The organism is Steroidobacter agaridevorans (genome assembly GCF_009932555.1).
GTDB classification, from domain to species: Bacteria; Pseudomonadota; Gammaproteobacteria; order Steroidobacterales; family Steroidobacteraceae; genus Steroidobacter; species Steroidobacter agaridevorans.
Genome location: NZ_BLJO01000013.1, coordinates 74048 through 95157 on the forward strand (window position 1 = coordinate 74048; position 21110 = coordinate 95157).

General features: G+C 61.5%; 20 protein-coding genes and 1 pseudogene. 9 read left to right on the forward strand and 12 right to left on the reverse strand.

Annotation, left to right across the window (positions count from 1 at the left end):
- Positions 1–199 (reverse strand): annotated as a pseudogene (locus GYH35_RS33500) (hypothetical protein); the annotation flags it as partial.
- Between the two features lie 25 nt (positions 200–224).
- Entirely contained in the window at positions 225–1739 is a 1515-nt protein-coding gene (locus tag GYH35_RS33505) for an IMP dehydrogenase (protein ID WP_161830650.1), read from the reverse strand.
- Between the two features lie 64 nt (positions 1740–1803).
- Between GYH35_RS33505 and GYH35_RS33510 the strand changes: the two genes are divergently transcribed.
- The 4 genes from GYH35_RS33510 (at position 1804) to GYH35_RS33525 (ending at position 4095) form a co-directional block, all read left to right on the forward strand.
- On the forward strand, positions 1804–2277 hold the full coding sequence (locus GYH35_RS33510) for an NUDIX domain-containing protein (protein ID WP_161830651.1): 474 nt from the start codon (positions 1804–1806) through the stop codon (positions 2275–2277).
- Positions 2278–2378: 101 nt separating this feature from the next.
- A complete protein-coding gene (locus GYH35_RS33515; RefSeq protein WP_161830652.1) occupies positions 2379–2621 on the forward strand; it encodes a glyoxalase superfamily protein in 243 nt (80 codons plus the stop codon).
- A gap of 48 nt (positions 2622–2669) precedes the next feature.
- Positions 2670–3371, forward strand: coding sequence for a hypothetical protein (locus tag GYH35_RS33520; RefSeq protein WP_161816503.1), 702 nt, complete (start codon positions 2670–2672; stop codon positions 3369–3371).
- Entirely contained in the window at positions 3358–4095 is a 738-nt protein-coding gene (locus GYH35_RS33525) for a hypothetical protein (RefSeq protein ID WP_161830653.1), read from the forward strand. Before GYH35_RS33520 ends, GYH35_RS33525 begins: the two co-directional genes overlap by 14 nt.
- Before the next feature lie 46 nt (positions 4096–4141).
- Here GYH35_RS33525 and GYH35_RS33530 read toward each other — a convergent pair whose 3' ends face one another.
- Positions 4142–5071 carry a LysR family transcriptional regulator gene (locus GYH35_RS33530; protein ID WP_161830654.1) on the reverse strand — a complete coding sequence of 310 codons (930 nt, stop codon included), beginning with the start codon at positions 5069–5071 and terminating at the stop codon, positions 4142–4144.
- 105 nt (positions 5072–5176) lie between these two features.
- On the opposite strand from GYH35_RS33530, the gene GYH35_RS33535 reads away from it, so the two are divergent.
- The 4 genes from GYH35_RS33535 (at position 5177) to GYH35_RS33550 (ending at position 9351) form a co-directional block, all read left to right on the forward strand.
- Positions 5177–5629 carry a nuclear transport factor 2 family protein gene (locus GYH35_RS33535; protein ID WP_161830655.1) on the forward strand — a complete coding sequence of 151 codons (453 nt, stop codon included), beginning with the start codon at positions 5177–5179 and terminating at the stop codon, positions 5627–5629.
- Between the two features lie 94 nt (positions 5630–5723).
- On the forward strand, positions 5724–6944 hold the full coding sequence (locus tag GYH35_RS33540; protein ID WP_161830656.1) for an NADase-type glycan-binding domain-containing protein: 1221 nt from the start codon (positions 5724–5726) through the stop codon (positions 6942–6944).
- 170 nt (positions 6945–7114) lie between these two features.
- Complete coding sequence (locus tag GYH35_RS33545) at positions 7115–8428, forward strand: DUF1835 domain-containing protein (protein ID WP_161830657.1); 1314 nt, start codon at positions 7115–7117, stop codon at positions 8426–8428.
- Positions 8429–8490: 62 nt separating this feature from the next.
- Entirely contained in the window at positions 8491–9351 is an 861-nt protein-coding gene (locus tag GYH35_RS33550) for an NmrA family NAD(P)-binding protein (RefSeq protein WP_161830658.1), read from the forward strand.
- Between the two features lie 13 nt (positions 9352–9364).
- On the opposite strand, the gene GYH35_RS33555 is transcribed toward GYH35_RS33550, so the two are convergent.
- Both GYH35_RS33555 and GYH35_RS33560 read right to left on the reverse strand, forming a co-directional pair.
- Positions 9365–10327 carry a hypothetical protein gene (locus GYH35_RS33555; protein ID WP_161830659.1) on the reverse strand — a complete coding sequence of 321 codons (963 nt, stop codon included), beginning with the start codon at positions 10325–10327 and terminating at the stop codon, positions 9365–9367.
- 123 nt (positions 10328–10450) lie between these two features.
- Positions 10451–11332, reverse strand: a complete 882-nt coding sequence (locus tag GYH35_RS33560) for an alpha/beta fold hydrolase (RefSeq protein ID WP_161830660.1) — start codon at positions 11330–11332, stop codon at positions 10451–10453.
- 93 nt (positions 11333–11425) lie between these two features.
- Here GYH35_RS33560 and GYH35_RS33565 point away from each other — a divergent pair, with 93 nt between their 5' ends.
- Positions 11426–11983 (forward strand): YybH family protein, encoded by a 558-nt coding sequence (locus GYH35_RS33565; protein WP_235936902.1) that lies wholly within the window; start codon positions 11426–11428, stop codon positions 11981–11983.
- Here GYH35_RS33565 and GYH35_RS33570 read toward each other — a convergent pair.
- From GYH35_RS33570 to GYH35_RS33600, 7 genes are read right to left on the reverse strand one after another with little or no spacing between them, the layout of a single operon-like run.
- Positions 11961–12836, reverse strand: coding sequence for an amidohydrolase family protein (locus tag GYH35_RS33570; protein ID WP_161830661.1), 876 nt, complete (start codon positions 12834–12836; stop codon positions 11961–11963). The two genes, GYH35_RS33565 and GYH35_RS33570, sit on opposite strands and share 23 nt — an antisense overlap.
- Before the next feature lie 7 nt (positions 12837–12843).
- A complete protein-coding gene (ligM, locus tag GYH35_RS33575; RefSeq protein WP_161830662.1) occupies positions 12844–14244 on the reverse strand; it encodes a vanillate/3-O-methylgallate O-demethylase in 1401 nt (466 codons plus the stop codon).
- Positions 14241–15545 (reverse strand): LysR family transcriptional regulator, encoded by a 1305-nt coding sequence (locus GYH35_RS33580; protein WP_161830663.1) that lies wholly within the window; start codon positions 15543–15545, stop codon positions 14241–14243. The genes ligM and GYH35_RS33580 overlap by 4 nt, the downstream gene beginning before the upstream one ends.
- A complete protein-coding gene (locus tag GYH35_RS33585; RefSeq protein WP_161830664.1) occupies positions 15542–16384 on the reverse strand; it encodes a class III extradiol dioxygenase subunit beta in 843 nt (280 codons plus the stop codon). The genes GYH35_RS33580 and GYH35_RS33585 overlap by 4 nt, the downstream gene beginning before the upstream one ends.
- The gene (gene ligA / locus GYH35_RS33590) at positions 16377–16763 is read right to left on the reverse strand and encodes a protocatechuate 4,5-dioxygenase subunit alpha (RefSeq protein ID WP_161830665.1); all 387 of its coding nucleotides are present in this window, start codon (positions 16761–16763) and stop codon (positions 16377–16379) included. Before ligA ends, GYH35_RS33585 begins: the two co-directional genes overlap by 8 nt.
- On the reverse strand, positions 16763–18886 hold the full coding sequence (locus tag GYH35_RS33595) for a 3-hydroxyacyl-CoA dehydrogenase NAD-binding domain-containing protein (protein WP_161830666.1): 2124 nt from the start codon (positions 18884–18886) through the stop codon (positions 16763–16765). The genes ligA and GYH35_RS33595 overlap by 1 nt, the downstream gene beginning before the upstream one ends.
- A 14-nt stretch (positions 18887–18900) precedes the next feature.
- Positions 18901–21096: a TonB-dependent receptor gene (locus GYH35_RS33600; RefSeq protein ID WP_161830667.1), complete on the reverse strand. Its 2196-nt coding sequence runs from the start codon at positions 21094–21096 to the stop codon at positions 18901–18903.
- Between the last annotated feature and the right edge of the window lie 14 nt (positions 21097–21110).

The window sequence follows — 21110 nt, forward strand, 5'->3', positions numbered from 1 at the left end:
CGTCCTTCTGTCCTTCTCCGTCGTACTTGATTCTGGAAATATAGGGATCGACCAGGACGATGAGTCCGTTGGACTGCAATTCCCAACCGGCGGCGCCCAGGTACTTCAGCCGCAGTGTGCCGGGCGCCTCGTCCGCTTCGGCCGCAATCGCCACCAGGCATAGAAAGATCAACCCAGACAGTCTACGGAACGATTGCATCGTTACTCCCGAAGCAGAGCTCACCCTATTCGTCCGCCGACGCGGAGCGCGTCTCCTTGATCATCACGTCGTGCACGCCGCCTTCGTGGATGCTGACTGTCGAGGCCAGCGTGAGGCGCGCGGTGCGCTGCAGTTCGGCAATCGTCAGTGCACCGCAGTTACACATCGTCGAGCGCACCTTGGCCAGCGTGGTCTCGAGGTTGTCTTTCAGTGGACCGGCATAGGGAACATAGCTATCGACGCCTTCTTCGAACGTGAGCTCGTTCTTCTTGTTGCCGCCGCCGACATCGTAGCGCTGCCAGTTGCGGGCGCGGTTGCTGCCTTCGCCCCAGTACTCTTTGACGATCGTGTGGTTGAGCCGTAGCTTGCGGCCGGGCGCTTCCTCGAAGCCGGCGAAATAGCGCCCCATCATTACGAAGTCGGCGCCCATCGCGAGCGCGAGCGTGATGTGATAGTCGCGCGTGATGCCGCCGTCCGAACAGATCGGCACGTAGATTCCCGTTTTGTCGAAGTACTCGTTGCGGGCCTGGGCGACCTCGATCAGCGCCGTCGCTTGACCGCGACCGATGCCCTTTTGTTCGCGGGTGATGCAAATCGAGCCGCCGCCGATGCCGACCTTCACGAAGTCGGCGCCTGCTTCGACCAGATACAAGAAGCCTTCGCGATCGACGACATTGCCGGCGCCGATGGGCGTCTCATAGTTCTTCTTCACAAACCCAATCGTGTCGGCTTGCCATTCCGAATAGCCGTCCGACGCATCGATGCACAACAGATCGACGCCGGCTTCGACCAGCGCTGGGACGCGTTCGGCATGGTCGCGTGAGTTGATGCCCGCACCGACGATGAGACGCTTTTGATCGTCGACGAGCTGCAGCGGAAATTCCTGTGCAGCGTCGTAGTCCTTGCGGAACACGAGGTACTGCAGGCGACGCATCTCGTCGATGACCGGCAAGCAGTTGAGCTTGTGCGACCAGATCAGATCGTTGGCCGCTTCCAGATCCAGGCCGATTTTCCCGCAGATCAGTGCATCGAACGGCGTCATCAGCTCCGTGACCGGCTGGTTCGGCGGGGTCTTGCCAGGGCGATAATCCCGGCCGGTCACCATGCCGACCAAGCGGCCGGTGGGCGTGCCATCTTCGGTGACTGCGATCGTCGAGTGGCCCGTGGTTTCGGTCACTGCCAGGACGTCCGCGAGTGTTGCCGACGGGCGCACATTGCTGTCGCTGACCACGAAGCCGGCTTTGTGATTCTTTACGCGACGGACCATTTCCGCCTGCGAGGCGATGGTTTGCGAACCGAAGAGGAAGGCCAGCCCGCCGCAGCGCGCGAGCGCGATCGCCATCTTGTCATCGCTCACCGCCTGCATCATCGCCGCGGTGATCGGGACATTGATTGAGAGCGGCGGCGGGCTACCCTTGGGGTAGCGGACGATTGGGGTCTTCAGATCGACACGGGCAGGAATGGTGTCCTTGCGCGTCAGATTCGGAATCAACAGGAACTCGCCGAAGGTCCGACTCGGCTGGTCGTATATATGCGCCATGAACTAATTTACAGTAAGCCAGCGTTCAAGTCGACTGCCGACGAATCGTCCGCACGAGGTATCCATGGAGCTTCAATCAAACGTGTTCGACGTGTGGGTATTCCGACGGACACCTTCCCGCTGGGTTGAATATCTGCTCCTTCACACGTCGCAGGAGAAAGCGGATCGCTGGTTCAACGGCGGGCGTTTCTGGCAGGTGCCGAGCGATATGACCGAGCCATCGGAGCGGATCGTTCCGGCAATCGCGCGGCGCTTGCGAGAGTTCGGCCTCGAGCCGAACGCCATCTGGGCGGCTGAGCATGTCTACACCATCTACAACCGCCGGTTCGAGTGCATGCAGATCATCGCCGTCTATGCGGCGGAAGTGACCGCAGAAGTCGTTGAGATCAACCCTGCGGAACATGGGGAGTACCGTTGGTGCACGTACGAGGAAGCCCATGACCTCGTCACGTACCGCGGCCTGAAGGACGGCCTTCGTTCAACAAAGGAATATGTGACCGGCCCGGCCAGTCCGCCTCGGGAGCTTCAGTTGTTGTGAGCTCCATCCGCAGTAGATGCCTCCTGCACATATATTGACAGGCTCTGCAGGTGCATGGTTTTCTTTGCATGCTCGCTGAAGCCTTCAGCAGGAGTGCGTTCATGCCCAAGCCGACGTCAACACGGATCGAAGGCAAGCCACGACTCCTGAGCGCCGTTCCGATTCTATTTGTACGCAACGTCGAGAAGGCAGCCGCCTTCTATGAAGAGCAGCTCGCCTTCCAGGTGGATTTTCTTCATGGGAATCCGCCTTTCTATGCTTCCGTGTCCCGCGATCACTCGTGCCTGCATCTGCGGTTCGTGCACGAGCCGAACTTTTCCGGAGAGCCCAGCCGAGTGACTTGATCCATCTGCGCCGGTCCAGATCGAACATGTCGACGACACGGAGGTCCCATGCGTACCTTGATTCTCGCAGCAGCATTGACGCTCGCAGCTTGCGATTCGCGGCCGGCGCCGCCGCCAATGACCATCGGTGAGATCGATCAGATCGTCGGCATAGCGGATAAGGCCATCGGCGCGGTGCAGAAGATGGGAGCCGGCGCGCCCGCGGCCGACGTTGCGGCCTCGATGCGGGAAATGTACGCCGCCATCGACGCCGCCCGAGGCCAGATCAACGGGATCACGCAGCGGATCGGCGGCGGAAAATACCTGGGCAGGCATTCGATCGATCCGTTGGACGTAAGCGCCTGCACCCGTTCAGTCATCTTCAGCGTGCAAGGGCTCGAATCCGAGACGATGCGACCGCCCTTGGTGATGAGCGCCCTCGAGTGCAGCATCGATGCCAGTGTCTATTTCGAAGACGTGCCCGCCGAGTCCGGCGCCGCCGTCGCGCTGGCCATGGGCATCATCTATCCGATAGCGCTGGTTGCGAACGTCAAAGCCGGCCTGGACATCGAGCCTTCGTTGCAAGAGTACCGCTCCGTCAACGAAGCCATCATCGCCCGACTGGCGCCTAAGTGTCGTGAGCGGAAAGGCGGCGAACAGGTGCGCTATGAATGTGCAGCGTATGAAGTGGCCCTGTCCGTCCGGCCGAAGCTGGCAGCGTTGGCGGACCGAATGCCGACCACGAAGGATGTTTCAAATGCCGATCGGTAGTCTGAAGCGCTGCGTTTTCGCGGCTTGTGTTGCATTGGCCGGCTGCACGACGCCGCTCGTCGATGATGGAACGGACTTCATTGCGGTAACGCCGGCGCCTTCGACGACGAGGGCGGAGATCGCCAGTGCGATTCAGGATCTGATAAAGACATACCCCGTATGCTATCCCCTTCGCGCTCTCAGGCTGGTTGGACAGCGTGCGGCGAACTTCGATCCGAACGCGGGAAAAGTGCGATATGACGACGCGGAAGCAGACTTGGATGTACTGGTCCGCCTCGGTTATCTGACGAAGACCGCCTTTCCGGAGCTCGGCGAGCACGTATTCAAATACGACCGCACCGAACGCGGCCAAGACGAGGACATCATCGGAACCAGCGGCTTCTGCTTGCCCGCCGAACGGGTGCTCGTGTCGGTGACGAGCATCGAACGAGAGATGGATTCCGGGCGTCTCGCCGTCAAGTTCACTCACGCCGCCGATCCGAATTCCATGTGGGTGCAGGAGCCCGCCCTCATCAAACTGGTGGGTGGCAATCGGGCGGTCCTTCTGTCTGGACCGGCCGAAGGAAGCGCGCGCTTATCCCGTGTGTGGATTCGAAGCGAGCATCCGCTGAACGGTGCGCCGGATAGTGGCGCGCTCTGGGCACTATCGTGGGACGCCGTTCACCACCGCTACGAAGGGGGCCGCTGGGGAGGCGTCTACTTGCGTTTTTGGGAGGTGAACTAGTCATCTGCGGGCACAAGGCCCACGGCCGCACGCCATTGCACCTCCATCAGATCGCTGCTTGCCGCGCTGTCGAACGAACCGAATCGATGAATGCCCGCAGCGGTGGGGCCATCTGTCGTTGCGCGGGATAGCAAAGATAGTACCCGGGAAACGGCGCCGACCAGCGCTCGAGTAACGGCACCAGCCGGCCGGCGGCGACATGTGGCGCAATCAGCTGTTCAGAGGCGAATGCGATGCCTAGTCCGTCGACGGCCGCTTGCAGCCCGAAGTCCTTGAGGTTGGTGATGAGCGGTCCGCCGACAGCGACCGCGAACCACCTGCCGTTCTCCACGAACTCCCATTTGTAAGGTGTCTGGTGACCGGGCCAGCGCCAGCCGATGCAACGGTGGGATGCGAGGTCGTGCGGATGCTGGGGCATCCCGCGTTGGGCGAGATAGTCAGGCGAAGCGACGGCAATCTGGCGCAGGTCAGGACCGAGTTTGATGGCGACCATGTCCTGCTCGATGACCTCGCCGATGCGGATAGCAACGTCATAGCCGCCGGCCACGATATCCACAACCTCATCGTCCAGCGTGATATCGAGCACGACATCGGGATACTCGTCATGAAAGGGACGCAGCAGAGGCCTCAGGAACAGACCCGCCGCTGTACGGAAGCAGTGAATGCGAACGATGCCGGCAGGGCGCGCGCGCAGCTCGCTTGTCTGTCCAATCGCTGCACCGAGCTCGTGGACCGCGGGCCTGACCCGCTGGAATAGCCGATCGCCGGCTTCTGTCAGGGAGACATTCCGAGTGTTCCGATGCAGCAGGCGGACACCGACGCGTTCCTCGAGCCCACGAACCATCTGGCTTAGAGCCGACGCAGAGACGCCGAGCGTCTCGGCCGCGCGACTGAAATTGAGCACCTCCGCGACAGCGACGAAGGCGCGGAGCTGACCGAAATCACTGGTCGAAAGAAGCGGATCGCTGGTGCTCATCGGATGATTGCTTAGCCCGGCTTACAAAGGTGCTAAGCACCAGGATATTAATCGGTCCGGCCGCGAGGGCTACAGTCGTCGCGCAACAAGAGGCTTGGGAATTCTATGGATACCGATGTTTGCGCTCTGGCGGATTTAGCGAAAACCTACTTCGACGCGGCCTACGAGATGGATGCTGACAAATTCGCCTCCATATTTCATCCCGCCTGCTCGGTGACGAAACTTGGCGAGGACGGCAGCGTCAGTGTGACACCGATCGAGACGTGGCTGGCGGGTGTACGAAGCCTGCAGGCCCCGAAACTGCAGGGCCTGAGCCGCCACGATGAGCTCTTATCGATAGATGTTGAGAAAGGGCTCGCGCTGTTGAAGCTGAAACTGCAGGTTCCGCCGCGCTATTTCACCGACATGCTGTCATGCCTGAGAGTCGACGGCGCCTGGAAGATCGTTCAGAAAGTGACCGCGATCGAACGTCGTGCGACACTTGGGCTCGGGCTCGATGAACAAATCGCCGTCAAGGGATCTGATGCACCCGAGAACCTGCGTTACTCGCACCCATAGCTTCTGGCCGGCCATACGCCCTTTCTGCGTGGCCCTGCTTTGCCTTGTCCCCGCGCTCTCGTGGGCGAATGGAACTCCCATCGACCGGTCCGACGTGAACGCGACCGGCAACATCCGCATGATTCGCGAGACCAGCATCAGCCTCGAAGAGGAGATGCTGCGGATCGTGATGGAGGGCGACTGGGCTGCGGTGCGCGCCGAGTATCACCTTGTGAACCGTGGCTCTGGCACTACGGTGGCGTATGGGTTTCCGATCGATTACGTCAATCCGGCGTGGTGTAACGATTGCGACGAACTGTCCGAAGAGGACAAGGTCAAGGCAGGCAAGCCTCTTCGCGATGTCAGGATCGAGGTGGATGGCGAGCCCATGACGATTCGTGAGCTCATCGAACCGGCATCCGAAGCAGCCGAGCCGCCCCCTTCGCTACGCACTTGGGTGGTTACCGATCTGACTTTCGGCGAAGCGCAGCGCCGCGTTGTGACAGTGACCTACCGGGTCAGAAATCGGCTCGACGACTGGGCGTGGTCCAATCGCTTCGATCCCGCCTTCTCGCCCCGGAAGTTTCGTTATCTGCTGAGCCCGTCCGGAAACTGGGGCGATGGCAGAATTCCCAAGCTGTCGATCAGCATCGATATCTCGGCCCTGAAGGACCTCGGTGCGACGATCAAGACGATCAAGCCGGCGGGCTATACGAGCGACGACGATATCCTGCGTTGGCAATTCGTGAACTATGACCTCAGCAAGGCGCCCGATCTGCAGATCGAGTACGACGACGATGTCCGCCTTCTGAGCCAGTACGTCGCACAGCACCGACTGCTCACACCCCGGCTCGCGCGCGCTCAAGCCTCGTCGACACTCGTCACGCCAGCGCAGCCTGGGAGGCACGACATCTCCAAGATGTTCGATGGCGATCTCGACACTGCATGGTGCGAAGGTGCTGCCGACGGCGGCGCCGGGCAGACCTTGACGTTCGAGTTCAACTCCGCCGGCGTCGAGGCGGTCGGTATCGTCAACGGCTACACCAAGAACCAGGACGTCTTTCAGGGCAACGGCCGCATCAAGCGACTGGACGCCACCGCCGTCTATGAGCGCGACACGCGTCAGGTGAGCGCCACCTTGCCGCAAAGAGACGTTCGACAGTTGAATCGCAGGGCGATTGCGCCGTTCATCGACTGGCTCGAAGACATCTCCCTGCTCTACCAGTACACCCGCAAGGTCGAGCTCACCATTGCCGACGTGCATCCCGGCGCCAGGCACTCGGACACCTGCATTTCAGAGATCTATTTCGTGGGCTTCTCCGGACCGGAAGAGTGACTGCCGCAGGTTGACGGCCCGGCCTCGGCACTCCCAGAATATCCAAGCTCGGTCGGAGCATCCACGTCCGCGGAAAGGGCTGCGCCCACGACAACCAGACCTGCTCGCGAAGGTCCGTGTTTCCCTTATCTGCCTGGGCGGACGCAGGTCACCGATAAGGGGAATCTGTCATGGCCGACTCGCTCGGGTCGTATTCTTACTTTCGTCTCAATTTTGAACAGCAGCGCAAACGCGCCAAGGAGCTGCTGAAAGCCGCGCGTGCAGGAGAGCCCGCAGCGCTTGCTCGCTTCACGTCACCACCCAGGCTCGCCGAAGCGCAATACCTGATTGCGCAGGAACTGCGGTTCGATAGTTGGGCCGCACTCAAGCGCCACATCGAGGCGATGACCCGTGAACATGAAGCCGTGCGAGCACAGGCGACGGCACCGCTCGACGGCGACATGCGCACGCTGCACGTCCGGTGTGGCAGCGATCTCCAGGGTCCGCTGCACGACGCCGGCTTTCGAGGCGACTTTTACGAGCACAACTATCCCTATCTGATCGGCCCTGTGCGCGAGGGGCCGAAGTGTCTCGAGGAGCGAGCACACTTTCTAGTTGATAGCTACGCCGACTCGCGCGACCCACCGCTTCAGTACGAATCCGTGTTGCGCGATCTCGAACGCGACGAACAGCGACTGCACGATTCCGCAAGCTACGACCGAGTCGTGATCTGGTCCGAGTTCGACTGCTACGACCAACTCGTACTGGCGCGGCTACTGGGACATTACTCGACCCATCGCCGTCCGCCGCGACTGGAGCTGATCAATATCGGCGAGTTTCCGGGCGCAGTGCGTTTCATCGGCCTGGGGCAACTACCGCCCGAGGCGTTACGCATGCTCTGGACGACGCGACAACCGGCGACGCGTGCCACGTTGACGCTCGGTCTCAATGTTTGGTGCGCTCTTGTCGCTCCCGACCCTCGCGCACTCGCTTCAATTATGCAAGGTGGCACGTCAGTACTGCCGCTGCTCGGCAAGGCGTTGCACCGGCATTTGCGTGAGCTGCCGTCGCGCATGAACGGCCTATCCTTTACCGAGCAGATGGCGCTACAACTGCTCGCCGAAGAGGAGATGAATCTCGCTCACCTCTATGGACGCCTGACGTACCAACTAGACCCTCTCCCCGGCCAAGGCGATTTCCAGGTTCGCAATCGCGTGCTGAACATGGAGGGTGCGAGCGCTCGCCTTTATGAGCGCCGCCCAGGGATTGCGCGCAACGGCGAGGCGCGCCCGCCCTGGACTGATGTACTGACGATTACCACGCTGGGACGAGCAGTGTTGAACGGCGACATCGATTTCCTGTCGCTCGAGCCACCGAAGCGGTGGGTCGGTGGAGTAGAGATCGGGCCCGGAATGCCCGATTGGCGCTGGGATGAGGATAGAAAAGACGCGGTGTGCGTAGATGGCTCAAAATCGCAGCGGCGCCAAAAGCGACCTCGCACATAGGGAACCTGCCATCGCACCGATGAATTCTCATCATCTCCGACGAACGGACTTGAGAGACGCCGATGTACATCATCTTGGGTGGAACGGGGCATGTCGGCTCGGCAGTGACGGAAACGCTGCTCGGTCGTGGCGAAGAGGTGACAATCATTACGCGCCAGGCGAGCCACGCCGGCGCATGGAGCGCGAAAGGCGCAGAGATCGTTGAGGCAAGCGTCGAGGATGTAGCATCGCTCCGCGCAGCCTTTCGTCACGGCCGCCGCGCCTTCCTTCTCAATCCACCCGCGGACCCGTCGACGGACACTGATGCGGTTGAGAGACGAACGGTCTCCAACATCCTTGCCGCGTTGGAAGGTTCGAAGCTCGAGAAGGTTGTCGCCCAATCGACGGGCGGCGCGCAGCCCGGCGAGCGCATCGGCGATTTGAGCGTACTGTGGGAGCTCGAAGAAGGCCTGCGAAGACAACCCATCCCGGCCGCTATCAACCGCGGCGCCTACTACATGAGTAACTGGGACGGGCTGCTCGATGTCGTCCGCAATACGGGCAAGCTACCCACGATGTTCGCCGCCGATCTTGCTATCCCGATGGTAGCGCCGCGCGATCTCGGCACGCTGGCAGCCGAACGGCTGGTGTCCTCGCCTGATGACGTCGGTGTTCGCTATGTCGAAGGCCCAGCGCGCTATACACCAGCCGACGTGGCGAAAGCCTTCTCGAAGGCACTCGCCCGGCCAGTCGAAGTGGTCGTCACGCCGCGTGACCAGTGGAAAGAGTCATTTCTCAATCTCGGCTTCTCCGAAGCCGCCGCAGATTCGTATGCGCGAATGACGGCGGTGAGCGTGGATGGCGGCTTCGACATGTCCGACAACGCATGGCGCGGCACAACCACACTCGAACGTTACATCACCGAATTGGTGAGCAGCAGGTGATGCTTTCTATAGATCAAAGCTCTGAAACAAAGCCTGGGCGGACCTTGCCCGGCGCGTTCGGGCCGAGCAGAGCATCGATCGAGCTGCCCGACCTGCGGCCCGCAGCTGACAGTTTTTGAACTCGCATCAGGCATTCATCGCCGTTGCGAGCCGCATCGAATTGCTCCACCCAGGACGGTGATGAGCGGATTTCGCGGCTTTCGCCGATCAGTTCGATCGCCAGAGGAGTTGCAACCATACAGGCGACGTAGCGAATCTGACTGCCGTATCGAGTTTCTTCCTCATAGGTGACCGGCCGCTGTGCCCTGCCAGGAAGAATCATCCCTTCGATCGGGTATTCCCATGACGTGGATTGGCGGTCGCTACATTCCAGCGGACTCTTCGAGCAAGAGGCGAACACCACACCCACCGGGGCGCCACACTCGTTTTCTATCGTCCAGCGGGTGAGGTCCGCCGGATCGCGATTCAACGCGTAAACGCAGTTTGTTGCCGCCCAGGGATCCGCTTCCGTGAATACAAGTCCGGCGCCATGAGGCGCCTTGGCTTCCGCGGGTGCTTCAGGTGGTTGCGGCGAAGTCAGCGCCGATGCCCTCGCAATCTCACTGCGATGCTCAGGATGCTTCTCAGCGATGGTTCGGCCAGCCGCGGGACCGATGTCACTCTCTGCCGGTGCGGCGGTCGTCGGCGCTGCTTGCGGAGCAGCCACACGTTCTGCTGTTCCCCTGCCCCACGGTGTAGATTGTCGCCTCGGCTCCGCCGACTCGATGTTTGGTGACAGCCGCAGCTCAGATAACAAACCGACCGTGAGCACAACAATCGCCGCTGCCGCCAGCAGCAACGTGACACCAATGCTGATCACGACCCAGCTGATGCTCACGTTGCTGTTACGAATGGAATTCCACTGGCTCAACAGATAACTGGCCAGGGAGGCTGCGGTGACGAGCAGAAAAGCGATGACCAAGGTGGAAGCGTCCATGGGACTCTCCAAACTGTGACACCGGACTCTGCAAGAGAGGGTATATCAAACCCGAGGCCCGAAGCACTCAGGCACGTTGCAATGGGCGGCAACTTTCGACGAGTCATCGCTTTAGGCCCACCTTCATCTCGCCGCGCTCGCGATGAAACCGCGAACCGCGTCGGCGCACTCGCGGCAGTGAGTTTCCAATAGGAAATGCGCACCGTCGAGAACGTGCATCTCCAGCCGCTCCAGTTCGCGCGCGTAAGCTATGATCTCGTCCAGCGCGTAATAGACATCGTGGCGCCCCCAGATGATCAGACAGGGCGGCTGATGCTCCCGGTGATAGCGCGAGATGTCCGGGAAGCGCGCGACGTAGTTCTTATAATCTTCGAAAAGCTTGAACTGAATCTCGACATTGCCGGGCCTGCTCATGCGCTCCCAGTCGAGGTGCCAACACTCGGGTGGGAACAGCGGCTTCAGACGCTCCGGAACTCCGTCGAGATACACGGCTCGTGCGCCTTCGAAGTTGAGCCAGTCGGGCAGCTTCGCGCGATTCTCGGGCGACGGATCGGCCCAGAAGGCCTTGGCATCGTCCCAGATCCCGACCATGCCTTCGTCATGCGCGCTGCCATTCTGAACGATGAGGCCGAGCACGCGCTCGGCGCGACGCAGCGCGAGCTGATATGCGACGGGCGCGCCATAGTCGTGAACGTAAAGAAACATCCGCTTCAGCCCGAGCACATCGGTGAGCGCTTCGATGGTGCTGGCGAGGTTCTCGAAGCTGTACTCATAGCGCTCCTGCGGCGGCGCTTCTGAGAACCCGAAGCCCGGCATGTCCGGCGCAACGAGATACGCCGTGTCCGCGAGCAAAGGCAGGAGATTGCGGAAGGTGTGCGAAGAGCTCGGCGCGCCGTGGAGGAGCAGCACGGCGGGCCGATCGGGCTCGCCGGCTTCGCGAATGAACAACTCGAGTCCGTTGACTGAAACCGTCCGATGGCGTGTCTTGCAGGTACCGATCGACATGGCGGCGCATCTCCGTTGACCCGACCCGTAACCGCCGAATGCGCCTCTCGACGTTAAGTTCCGAAGGGCTCAGAAATCAGCGAAACGAGCGAAATGGGCGCTCCGCACGTACCAATGCTCTACTTGCTCGCAACGGATTTCGGCGTATCGTTCGCACGCTTCCCTCAGTCCAGGACACTGCGCATGAGCCTTAAGACTTCGCTGACCTGCTTCATCGCTCTCGTCGCCTTCGCCGGTTCGGCCGCCGCTGATCCGACAACACTTGCCAAAGAGGTGCGCGACGCAGAGCAGGCATTTGCAGCTACCATGGCGGCTCGTGACCACGCCGCCTTCACGCGACATCTCGCGGAAGACGCCGTGTTCTTTGACGATAAGAAAGCGACCCGCGGCAAAGCGGCGATCGCGGCAGCATGGAAGGCGTTCTTCGAGGGTCCGAATCCGCCATTCTCGTGGACGCCCGAGACCGTGGAAGTGATCGACTCCGGCACGCTGGCCCACAGCAGCGGCCCCATTTTCGATCCCAAAGGCAAGCGCGTCGGCACGTTCAATTCAGTATGGCGTCGCGAGCCGGACGGCGCATGGCGCGTCGTGTTCGACAAGGGATGCAATGCATGCGACTGTGCCAGGGCTAGCGCAAGCGCAGCGCCTTGATCGCATTCTCCTTGAAAATCAGCGGCCGCACCTCCGGCTTGAAGCCCGCCTCCGCGAAATCCTTCATCCAGCGCTCGGGCGTGATCAGGGGATAGTCCGAGCCGAACAGCATCTTGTGCTTGAGCTGGCCGTTGGCGTACTGGATCAGTTGGGGCTGGAAATACTTGGGCGACCATCCCGACAGATCGATATAAACATTCGGCTTGTGCAAGCACACCGACAGCGCCTCGTCCTGCCACGGCCAGGACGGGTGCGCGATGATGACATTCATCTCCGGAAAATCCGCGGCGACGTCGTCGAGATAAATCGGGTTGGAGTATTTCAGACGCAGCCCGCCGCCGCCCGGCATCCCGGTGCCAATGCCTGAGTGGCCGCTATGAAAGATCGCCGGCAACTTGTGCTCGGCGATCACCTCGTATAGCGGATAAGCCATTCGGTCGTTGGGAAAGAAGCCCTGCGCAGTGGGATGGAATTTGAACCCGCGAATGACGCCGTCCTTCAACAGCGCCTTCGCCTCGCGCACGCCCATCCTGCCCTTGTGAGGATCGATGCTGGCGAATGCGATCATCATGTCGGCATTGTCGCGCGCCGCATCCGCCACTTCTTCGTTGGGAATGCGGCGCGCGCCGATCTGATGTTCGGAATCGACCGTGAACATCACCAGCCCGATCTTCCGTTCGCGATAGTAGGCCACCGTCTCCGCGATAGTCGGCCGGCGACTGCCGGCCTTGAAGTACACGTTCGCCGCATTCTCGTATTCCTGCCACACCTCGTCCGTCGGGCAGCGGCAGGAGACTTCGGCATGCGTGTGCACGTCTATCGCAATCAGCTCGTCGAGCTTGAGAGACGTCATGACAAGCTCAAGCTTGCTTGCTACGCCAGCCCTGGTGATAAGCCTCGCGGGCATCCCGAGCGTAAGGCACCGGCGCAACCTTCACGCGCACTTCGAGCTGAGTGTGGCGTTCGACGGTGGCCTTGTTAGTGCCGCCGTTCTCCTCACCCCACAACAGCGTGAGCTCGTCGCCCACGTTGATGCCTGCATCGACCACACCCAACGACAGCACTCTGCGCTCGTTGAAGCTGGCGCCGCCGAACATCGAGAAGCCCACCATCTTCCCGCCCTTGAGCACCGCGTCGTAGGACGAGGAGCCGTAGTTGAAGTTGGGAACGTCCATGTACTTGTAGTTCGGCATCGATGGATCGAACATGGAACGATAGATCTTCGCCAGGTCCTCGGGATGCCACTCGAAAGTGACTTTCTTGCGCTGTGGCTGGTGCTGTAATTTCTCGAGCGCCTCCCGGCCGACGAAGTCGTGATCGAATTTTACGAATGGCCCGTAGCCCAAGGCGTACGGCGTCAGATAGTAGTCCTCGATATTATCCGAAACGAAACTGCCGGCGATGGAGCCGGTCGCTTCGTACCCGCTGGCAGGAAGCCACTCGCGGTACGCCTTCATCTTCTCGCCGGTATAAACGGCCGGTAGCGGCGAAGGAATCCAGCCGGATTCCAGCGTGTTGGTCGAGTAAGCGCGCGCACCCACCTGCACCAGTCCGAATTCCTCGCCCGCCGCCAGAATGACTTCGCGAATCTCGTCGTACTGCTCGTACGGTCCCCAGATCTCCAGGCCCGGCTCGCCCGCCATGCCGTGACGCAGGCAACGCACCGGCTGGCCTGCGATCTTGATGGTGTCCATGGTGAAGAACTTCACGTCGGGCAGCGGCCCACCATTGAGTTCGGCGAGAATCTCCGAGGCCTTCGGCCCTTGGATCTGATACCGATAATGCCGCCGCGTGACCGGCTTGCCCCGCGGATATGAAGGAGATCGATCGTCGCGAATCGTCTCGACCTTGAACTCGCCGCTCTCGGCATGAAACTGCATCCAGTTCACCGTCGGTGCGCGGCCGACGAACAGCAGCTCGTCCTTGTCGAGATAGAAGAGAATGCCATCGCCGATGACATAGCCGTCATGACTGCAAGGAACCATCTGCTTGGCGCGGTTCGGCTGAAAGTTGTTGAAGCTGTTGATGGTGAGATACGAGCACAGCTTGAGCGCATCCGGCCCCTTCACGGTGAACTCGGCCATGTGGTGCGTCTGATCGAACAGCACCGCGGTCTCGCGCCAGCCTCGCTGCTCGTCCCGCCAGTTGCTGAACTCGTAGGGCACGACCGGATAGACGTACGCCCCTATTTTGGAGTTGCGCAACATGCGCACCGGGTTGCCCGCTTGTTTCAATACATTTTCCAGATTCGTCGGCTTCATCGTCTCGTCTCCACAGTAATTCCGTCGTTCATTTCGTCGCCGACAGCGCGCAGGTGGCACAGCAGCGTTTGCAAACCCACCGAACGTTTGGCATCGGCGCGCGTCGTGATGCCTATCGGGCGCTCACTGCCGCGCATGTCGATGGGCAGCACCGACAACATGCCGTGCAATTCCTCGTAGTGAATCTGGTTGCGCGACAGGATCGAGAGCCGGTCGCTCTCGATCAGCAACGCGCGCAGCGCCACCAGTGCATTGGACTCGATGGCATTCTTCGGCAGAGGCAGGCCGGCCGCGTGCATGACCTGCTCGAACGCCTTGCGCGACGGCGCAGCCTTGTACGGCAGCACCCACTCGCAATCGATCACGTCAGCAAGCTTCAGCGATGTCGCCGCGGCGAATGGATGCCCTTTCCGGCCGACCACCGAGAGCAAGTCTTCGAACAGCTTCTCCTGCACGATGTCGCTGCATGGAATCGGGTAGCGCAGCACCCCGACCAGCAGATCCACGTCACCGCAGCGCAGGCTCTCCAGCAGCGACTCATATGTGCCTTCCAGGAGCGTGATCTGCAGGTCCGGATGTTCCTGTTTCAAACGCGTCACCGCTCGCGGCACGAGCAGCGTGCTCGCCAGCGGCAACGCACCGACCACGATACGGCCGCTGATGTTGCCGAACTGGGCGGCGATATCGTCGCGCGCCAATTGCAGCTCATGGAACATCAGCTTCGTCCGCCGCAGCATGATCTCTCCGGCACGCGTCACCAGCATGCCGCGCGCCGTTCTAATAAACAGATTGGATTCGACGATGCGCTCCAACTGGCGCAGTGTCTGCGTCACCGCAGGCTGCGAGATATCGAGCTCCTGCGCCGCTGCGGTTTCGGTCCCATGGCGATCGATCGCCACCAACGCTCGCAAGTGCCGATTGGTCACCTTCGCGCCGATGCTGGCGGTCGACCGGCGACACACTCCCATGTCGACCAATTCCTGCTCCGCGTGAGTCAATTGAGCGAAGGCGCGCTGAGTTCGCTCCACGAGAATGACGCCGACGGTGGTGGGAACCATGCCTTTGGGCGTACGTGCGAACAGTTCGAGGCCAAGCGCCTGCTCCAGTTCATGGATCGCGCGCGTGACTGCCGGCTGTGTCACATGCATCAGCGATGCGGCTTTGTGCACAGAGCCGCCTTGCGCGACTGCCACCAGTGCACGTAACTGCCTTACGTTCGGATCGATACGAGCGGGCAACGGCCGCGATTGCTCGCGTATGGCACTCGGATGCAGCAGGATCGAGGCCGCCTTGTTACTCATATTGCGTTCTCGAGGATCAGGTGGCCGACTGCGGTATTGGATGCCGGCACATGATAGAAACGCCGCACGGCCCGGACCTTCGGAGTCAGCGCGCCGCGAGCGATCAGCCACATCACCAGCTCGATGCCTTCCGAACCGCTCTCGCGCAGATAATCGACATGCCGGATCGAAGCGGCCTCCTCGGGCGCATCGATGAGCAGGTCCATGAAGCGGGCATCGAACTCCGAGTTGATAAGCCCGGCGCGCGGCCCCTGCAGCTGATGTGACATTCCTCCTGTTCCCCACACCATCACACGCAGATCGCGATCGTAACTTGCGACCGCCTTGCGCAGAGCGTGGCCCAGACGCAGGCAGCGATTGCCGGTCGGCGGCGGGTACTGCACGACATTCACTGCGAGCGGAATGACCTTGCAAGGCCACGCTTCGGGCTGACCGAAGACCATCGACAGTGGCACCGTCAGGCCGTGGTCCACATCCATGCGATTGATCAGCGTCAGGTCGAACTCATCCAGGATGAGCGATTGCGCGATGTGAGCTGCAAGTTCCGGATCGCCCTTCACCATCGGTACCGGTCTGCGCCCCCAGCCCTCGTCGGCAGGCTCGAACTCGGCACCGCAGCCGAGCGCGAACGTCGGAATCACATCGAGGCCCAGCGCGGTCGCGTGATCGTTGTAGACCAGGATGACGACATCGGGCCGCGTCTCCGCAATCCACCGCTTCGCGAACTCATAACCTTCGAACACGGGGCGCCAGTACTCATCGCGAGTCTTGCCCAAGTCGACGGCCGCGCCCATCGCCGGCACGTGTGAGGTCGTCAATGCGGCGAACACTTCAGCCATCGCTCTGCTCGCGCTTGTAGCGGTTTCCGTCCGGCGAGCGACCGCCGCTCAACATCATCTGCGCGTAGGCGTCCTGCGTCATGCCGGCCATCTGCGCGCACGCGAATTGCACCGAGCGGCCGTCGGTGAAGAAGAGCTTGGCCATGAAGTAAACATTGCCTCCGAGCGCCAGCATGCGATTCCACGACCGGCTGAGCACCGCGTCGACCTGCTCCTCGCTCAGACCGAACGTGCCCACGTAGGCTGCCTCGTCTGCTTTGAACCGCTTGCGATTGTCTTCGTGCATCAGCGACATGCAGAAGCGATTCAAGGGATATCCCTGTCGTGCGCGCTCGGCATCGAACACGTAAGTCCCGGGGATGTCGTCGTACTCCTTCATCAGGCGGCGCGCTCGCTGTCCCAGCTTGCAAACGACCTTCCTTGCTGAGCGAGTGTTTCGAGCAGCGGCGCCGGCCGCCAGTAGTCGTCGCGACTCTTCATGCGCGCACCGTAGTACTCGATGCGGTCGAGAACGTGCTTCAGCCCGAGGCTGTCGGCATGAAACATCGGACCGCCAAGATGCCTCGGAAAGCCATAACCATGCACCCACACCACATCGATATCGGCAGCGCGCATCGCGATGCCGGCTTCGAGCACCTGCGCACCGACGTTAATGAGTTGCAGCAGGCACCGCTCCACGATTTCGGAGGTTTCGATCGACCTACGGGCGATGCCGCGATCGGCGGCAAACTTGGCGATGAGTTCGATCACCTCATCATCCGGCAGCGCCTGTCGCTCGCCGGGCCGATATCGATAGAAGCCCGCCAGGGTCTTCTGCCCGAGACGGTTCATCGCCGTCAGCGCATCGGCAATGACAAAATAGGGATCCGGCCGCGTCTCCCGTTTGAACAGCTCGATGCGGGTCTTGGTGCCGACATCGGTCCCACCCAGATCGTTGACGCGCGCCGGCCCCATCGCGAAACCGAAAGATTCCATGGCGCTGTCGACCTGTTCGGGTGTCGCGCCTTCCAGCATCAACTGCTCCGCTTCACGCCAGTAGCCGTCCAGCATCATCTTGTTGCCAATGAAGCCGAAGGCGTCGCCGGCCACGACGCCAATCTTCTTCAACTGCTTTGCCAGCGCCAGCGCCCGGCCGAGCGCGGCCGCATCGGTGCTGGGCGACCGCACGATCTCGAGCAGTTTCATCACGTGGGCCGGGCTGAAGAAATGCAGCCCGACCACCCGTTGCGGATCGCGACAGGGCCGTGACAACTCGGCGATGGACAATGTCGAAGTATTCGACGCCAGCAAGGTCGATGCTGGGGTGAGCGAAGCGATCTTCGACAGGATGCTTTGCTTGAGCGCCAGATCTTCGAACACCGCCTCGATCACCACATCGGCTTCGGCGGCGGCGCCAAGCTCCAGCGAATCCACGATGCGTCCGCGGCGGCGTGCGGCTTCTTCATGAGTCAATCGCCCGCGCGCCACACTCGACTCATAGTTCGACGCGATCAACGCGAGACCGCGCTCGATGCCGTCGGCATGGGAGTCGATCAACGTAACGGCCATGCCCGCATCGGCGCAGGCTGTGGCGATGCCGCTGCCCATCGTTCCCGCGCCGATGATTGCGACCCGGGCAATCAGCGCCTTTGAGGAATCCATCGCGACACCCGGCACTTTCGCGACCTGCCGCTCGGCGAAGAACAGGTGGCGCAGTGCCTTGCTTTCCATCGACGCGATCGAACGATCGGCAATGCGACGCTCGATGGCGAGCCCCGCATCGAAATCCGATTGCGTGGCCGCAGTGACCGCTTCGAGGGCGAGCTGCTGAGTCGTACGTCCTTTCAATGCTCGCGAATGTTTGCTGACGATGGCAGCAATCCCTGGCGCATCGAAGCCCGAAACCTCGACCGGCCGGCTGCCCGTCGGCCGGGGCTTTGCGCCCTGCTCGATCAATTGCTCGCAGAAACGTTGTGCTCCCAGCAGCAGATCTCCGTCGACCACTGCATCGACCAGTCTGAGCTTCGACGCCGCGGCGGCATCGACCGGTGCGCCAGAAACAATCATATCGAGGGCCGCCGCCGCACCGATGACTCGCGGCAGACGCTGCGTGCCGCCGGCGCCTGGAATCAGCCCCAGCGTGATCTCCGGAAGGCCGAGCTTCGCATCCGCCGTCGCCACTCGGTAGTGACATGCAAGCGCCAGCTCGACGCCGCCGCCGAGCGCCATGCCATGCAGAGCCGCGACGATCGGCTTGCTCGATGCCTCGATGGACGCGAACACCGCCTGCAGTGTCGGCTCCGCCATCGGCCCGTCGAATTCGCCAATGTCGGCGCCGGCCGAAAACGTCTTGCCGGCGCATGCGATGACGATCGCCCGCACGGACGCATCGGCGAGCGCTGCCGCAAGCGTGCGCGCAAGCCCGGCACGGACCGATGCTCCGAGCACATTCACTGGCGGATAATCGATCAGCAAGAAGCCAACCTGATTCCTGCGCTGATACTGAACGGCTTCTGACGGCATCGATCCCTCGCTCCTCAGAATTTATAACCGGCAGTCACGCCATACGTGCGCGGCGGCAAATAGGTGCCGGTGATCGTGCGCGCGGTGGATGTCACATAGATGCCGGATACGATCATCTCATCCGAGAGGTTCTTGCCCCAGAAATTGAGCGTGAACTTGCCGCCGTCGCCCGTGTACAGCAGGTTGGCGTCGTACAACGTAAAGCCGTCCTGGCCGGTGATCTCGTCATTGAACTCCGTGTAGTACTGTTTATCCCGGCTCGACACTCCGCCGGTCAAAGCCAGCGATGCGCCGCTGGTCAGCGGCCACTCGTAGGTCGCCGACAATTCGGCCGTCCAATCCGGCGTGTTGCGAGGACGATTGCCCGTCAGGTCCTCCGGCGGCAGCGTCGAGCCGCCCGGCCCGAACAGCGCCGGGTTGATCGGGTTCTGCGACAGGAACTTGTCGAAGCGGATGTGATAATAGGTGCCGGCGAACGACATCTTGAAACGGTCGGTCGCGATCCAGCTGGTCTCGAGCTCGACGCCCTTGCCGTCGGTGGTCGCCGCATTCTCCAGTCGCGCGGCATAGAACGGCGGCGCAGTGATGGCGTAAGTGCGATCGTACTGCGCATCCTCGACCTTGTATTTGAAGGCGGCGATGTTGAGCATCAGCGAGTCCTTCAACAGCCAGCTCTTCAAGCCCGCCTCGACGTTCTCGATCGTCTCGGGATTGACCAGATTGGGTACACGCTCGCCGAGATTGGCCGTGCCGCTCTTGAAGCCTTCCGAATAAGTGGCATACAGCATGACCGCATCCATGGGCCGCAGCTCGACGCCGACTTCCGGAGAGAAGTCCGAATAGTCTCGCGACGCACGCTTCACAGGATCGAAGACGGCAGCCGGGTCGACCGGGCTTGCCACGGCAAAATGATTCTCCATCGCGCGCTTCTCGGCGCTGTAGCGTGCGCCCGCTTTGACGGAAAACATCTTGGTCAAGTCATAAGTGAAGTTGGTAAACAACGCCCACGCGTCCACGTCGAGCGTCGCGGGCACGATCACGCGTGAGCGAGTCGGTTGCCTCACTGGATCGCGACCCAGCAGCACCAGGCTGTCGATGGACTCGGTCAGATAGTAGGCGGCGGCGATGCCATGCAGCCGGTCGCCTTCATAGATGAACTGGAGTTCCTGAGAAAACTGCTCGTCGCCGATAGCCTGCAATTGAGTCGTCGACGTGGGCGCCGGCGGGAAGTTGCCGTTGACCGTGTCCGAGACATCGAAGTCCTGCGTCAGCTGGTCATCGAACTCGCGATAGTTGGTCAGCGATTTGAACGAGATCGCATCGGTGACGCCGACTGTCAGCGTCGCGGTGGCCGCCCAGGTCTCGCTTTCGAACGTCGGGCGGAAGTCACCGCCGGCGTTGCGCGAGTTCGGCGACACGTTCGGCAGACCGGTCGCCCGCAGGCTGGGCAGCGGCGGGTTGGGAAACATTGGCGCGATGAAGTGCACCGACTTGGTGTGATCGTCTTCCTTGGCATACTCGCCACTGAGCAACAGATCCACGTTGTCGCTGAACTTGAACTGCAAATGGCCGCGCGTGGCGATCACGTTGAGGTCGTCGATGTCCTTGCCGCTGCCGGTGTGCTTGCCGTAGCCGTCGTGGTGTTGATAGTGGACAGCGACGCGGCCGAGCAGCTTTTCTGTCAACGGCCCGCTGAGCGCAGAATCCAGGCCATAACTCAGGTCGCTGCCGCCGACCGAAACATTGGTGTAGCCGCTGAAATTCTGCGTGGGCTTCGCGGTCACCAGATTGATGGAACCGCCGGTGGCATTACGGCCATACAACGTTCCCTGTGGGCCGCGCAGCGCTTCGACGCGCTCCAGATCGAACAGCGACGCGAACTGCGCGGACGCTTGCGCGACCACCGCGCCGTCGACGTGCAGCGCCACGGAAGGATCGATGCCAGCAAACGAGCTGTTCAGGCCGACGCCGCGGATGAACAGCTTCGCAAACGCGAAGTCGTTGCCGAATGTGACACCCGGCACGCGATGCTGCAGGTCCTCGATGTTCGAGATATTGCTCCGGAGCAGATCTTCGGCGGACAGCGCGGTGACGGCCAAGCTCACGTCTTGCAACGATTGTTCGCGTTTCTGCGCCGTCACGATCACTTCTTCCAGCTCGGCAGCGCGCGCTGTCAGCGGCAGCGTCAACGTCAATGCCACAGCCATCATCGGAACTCGTCTAG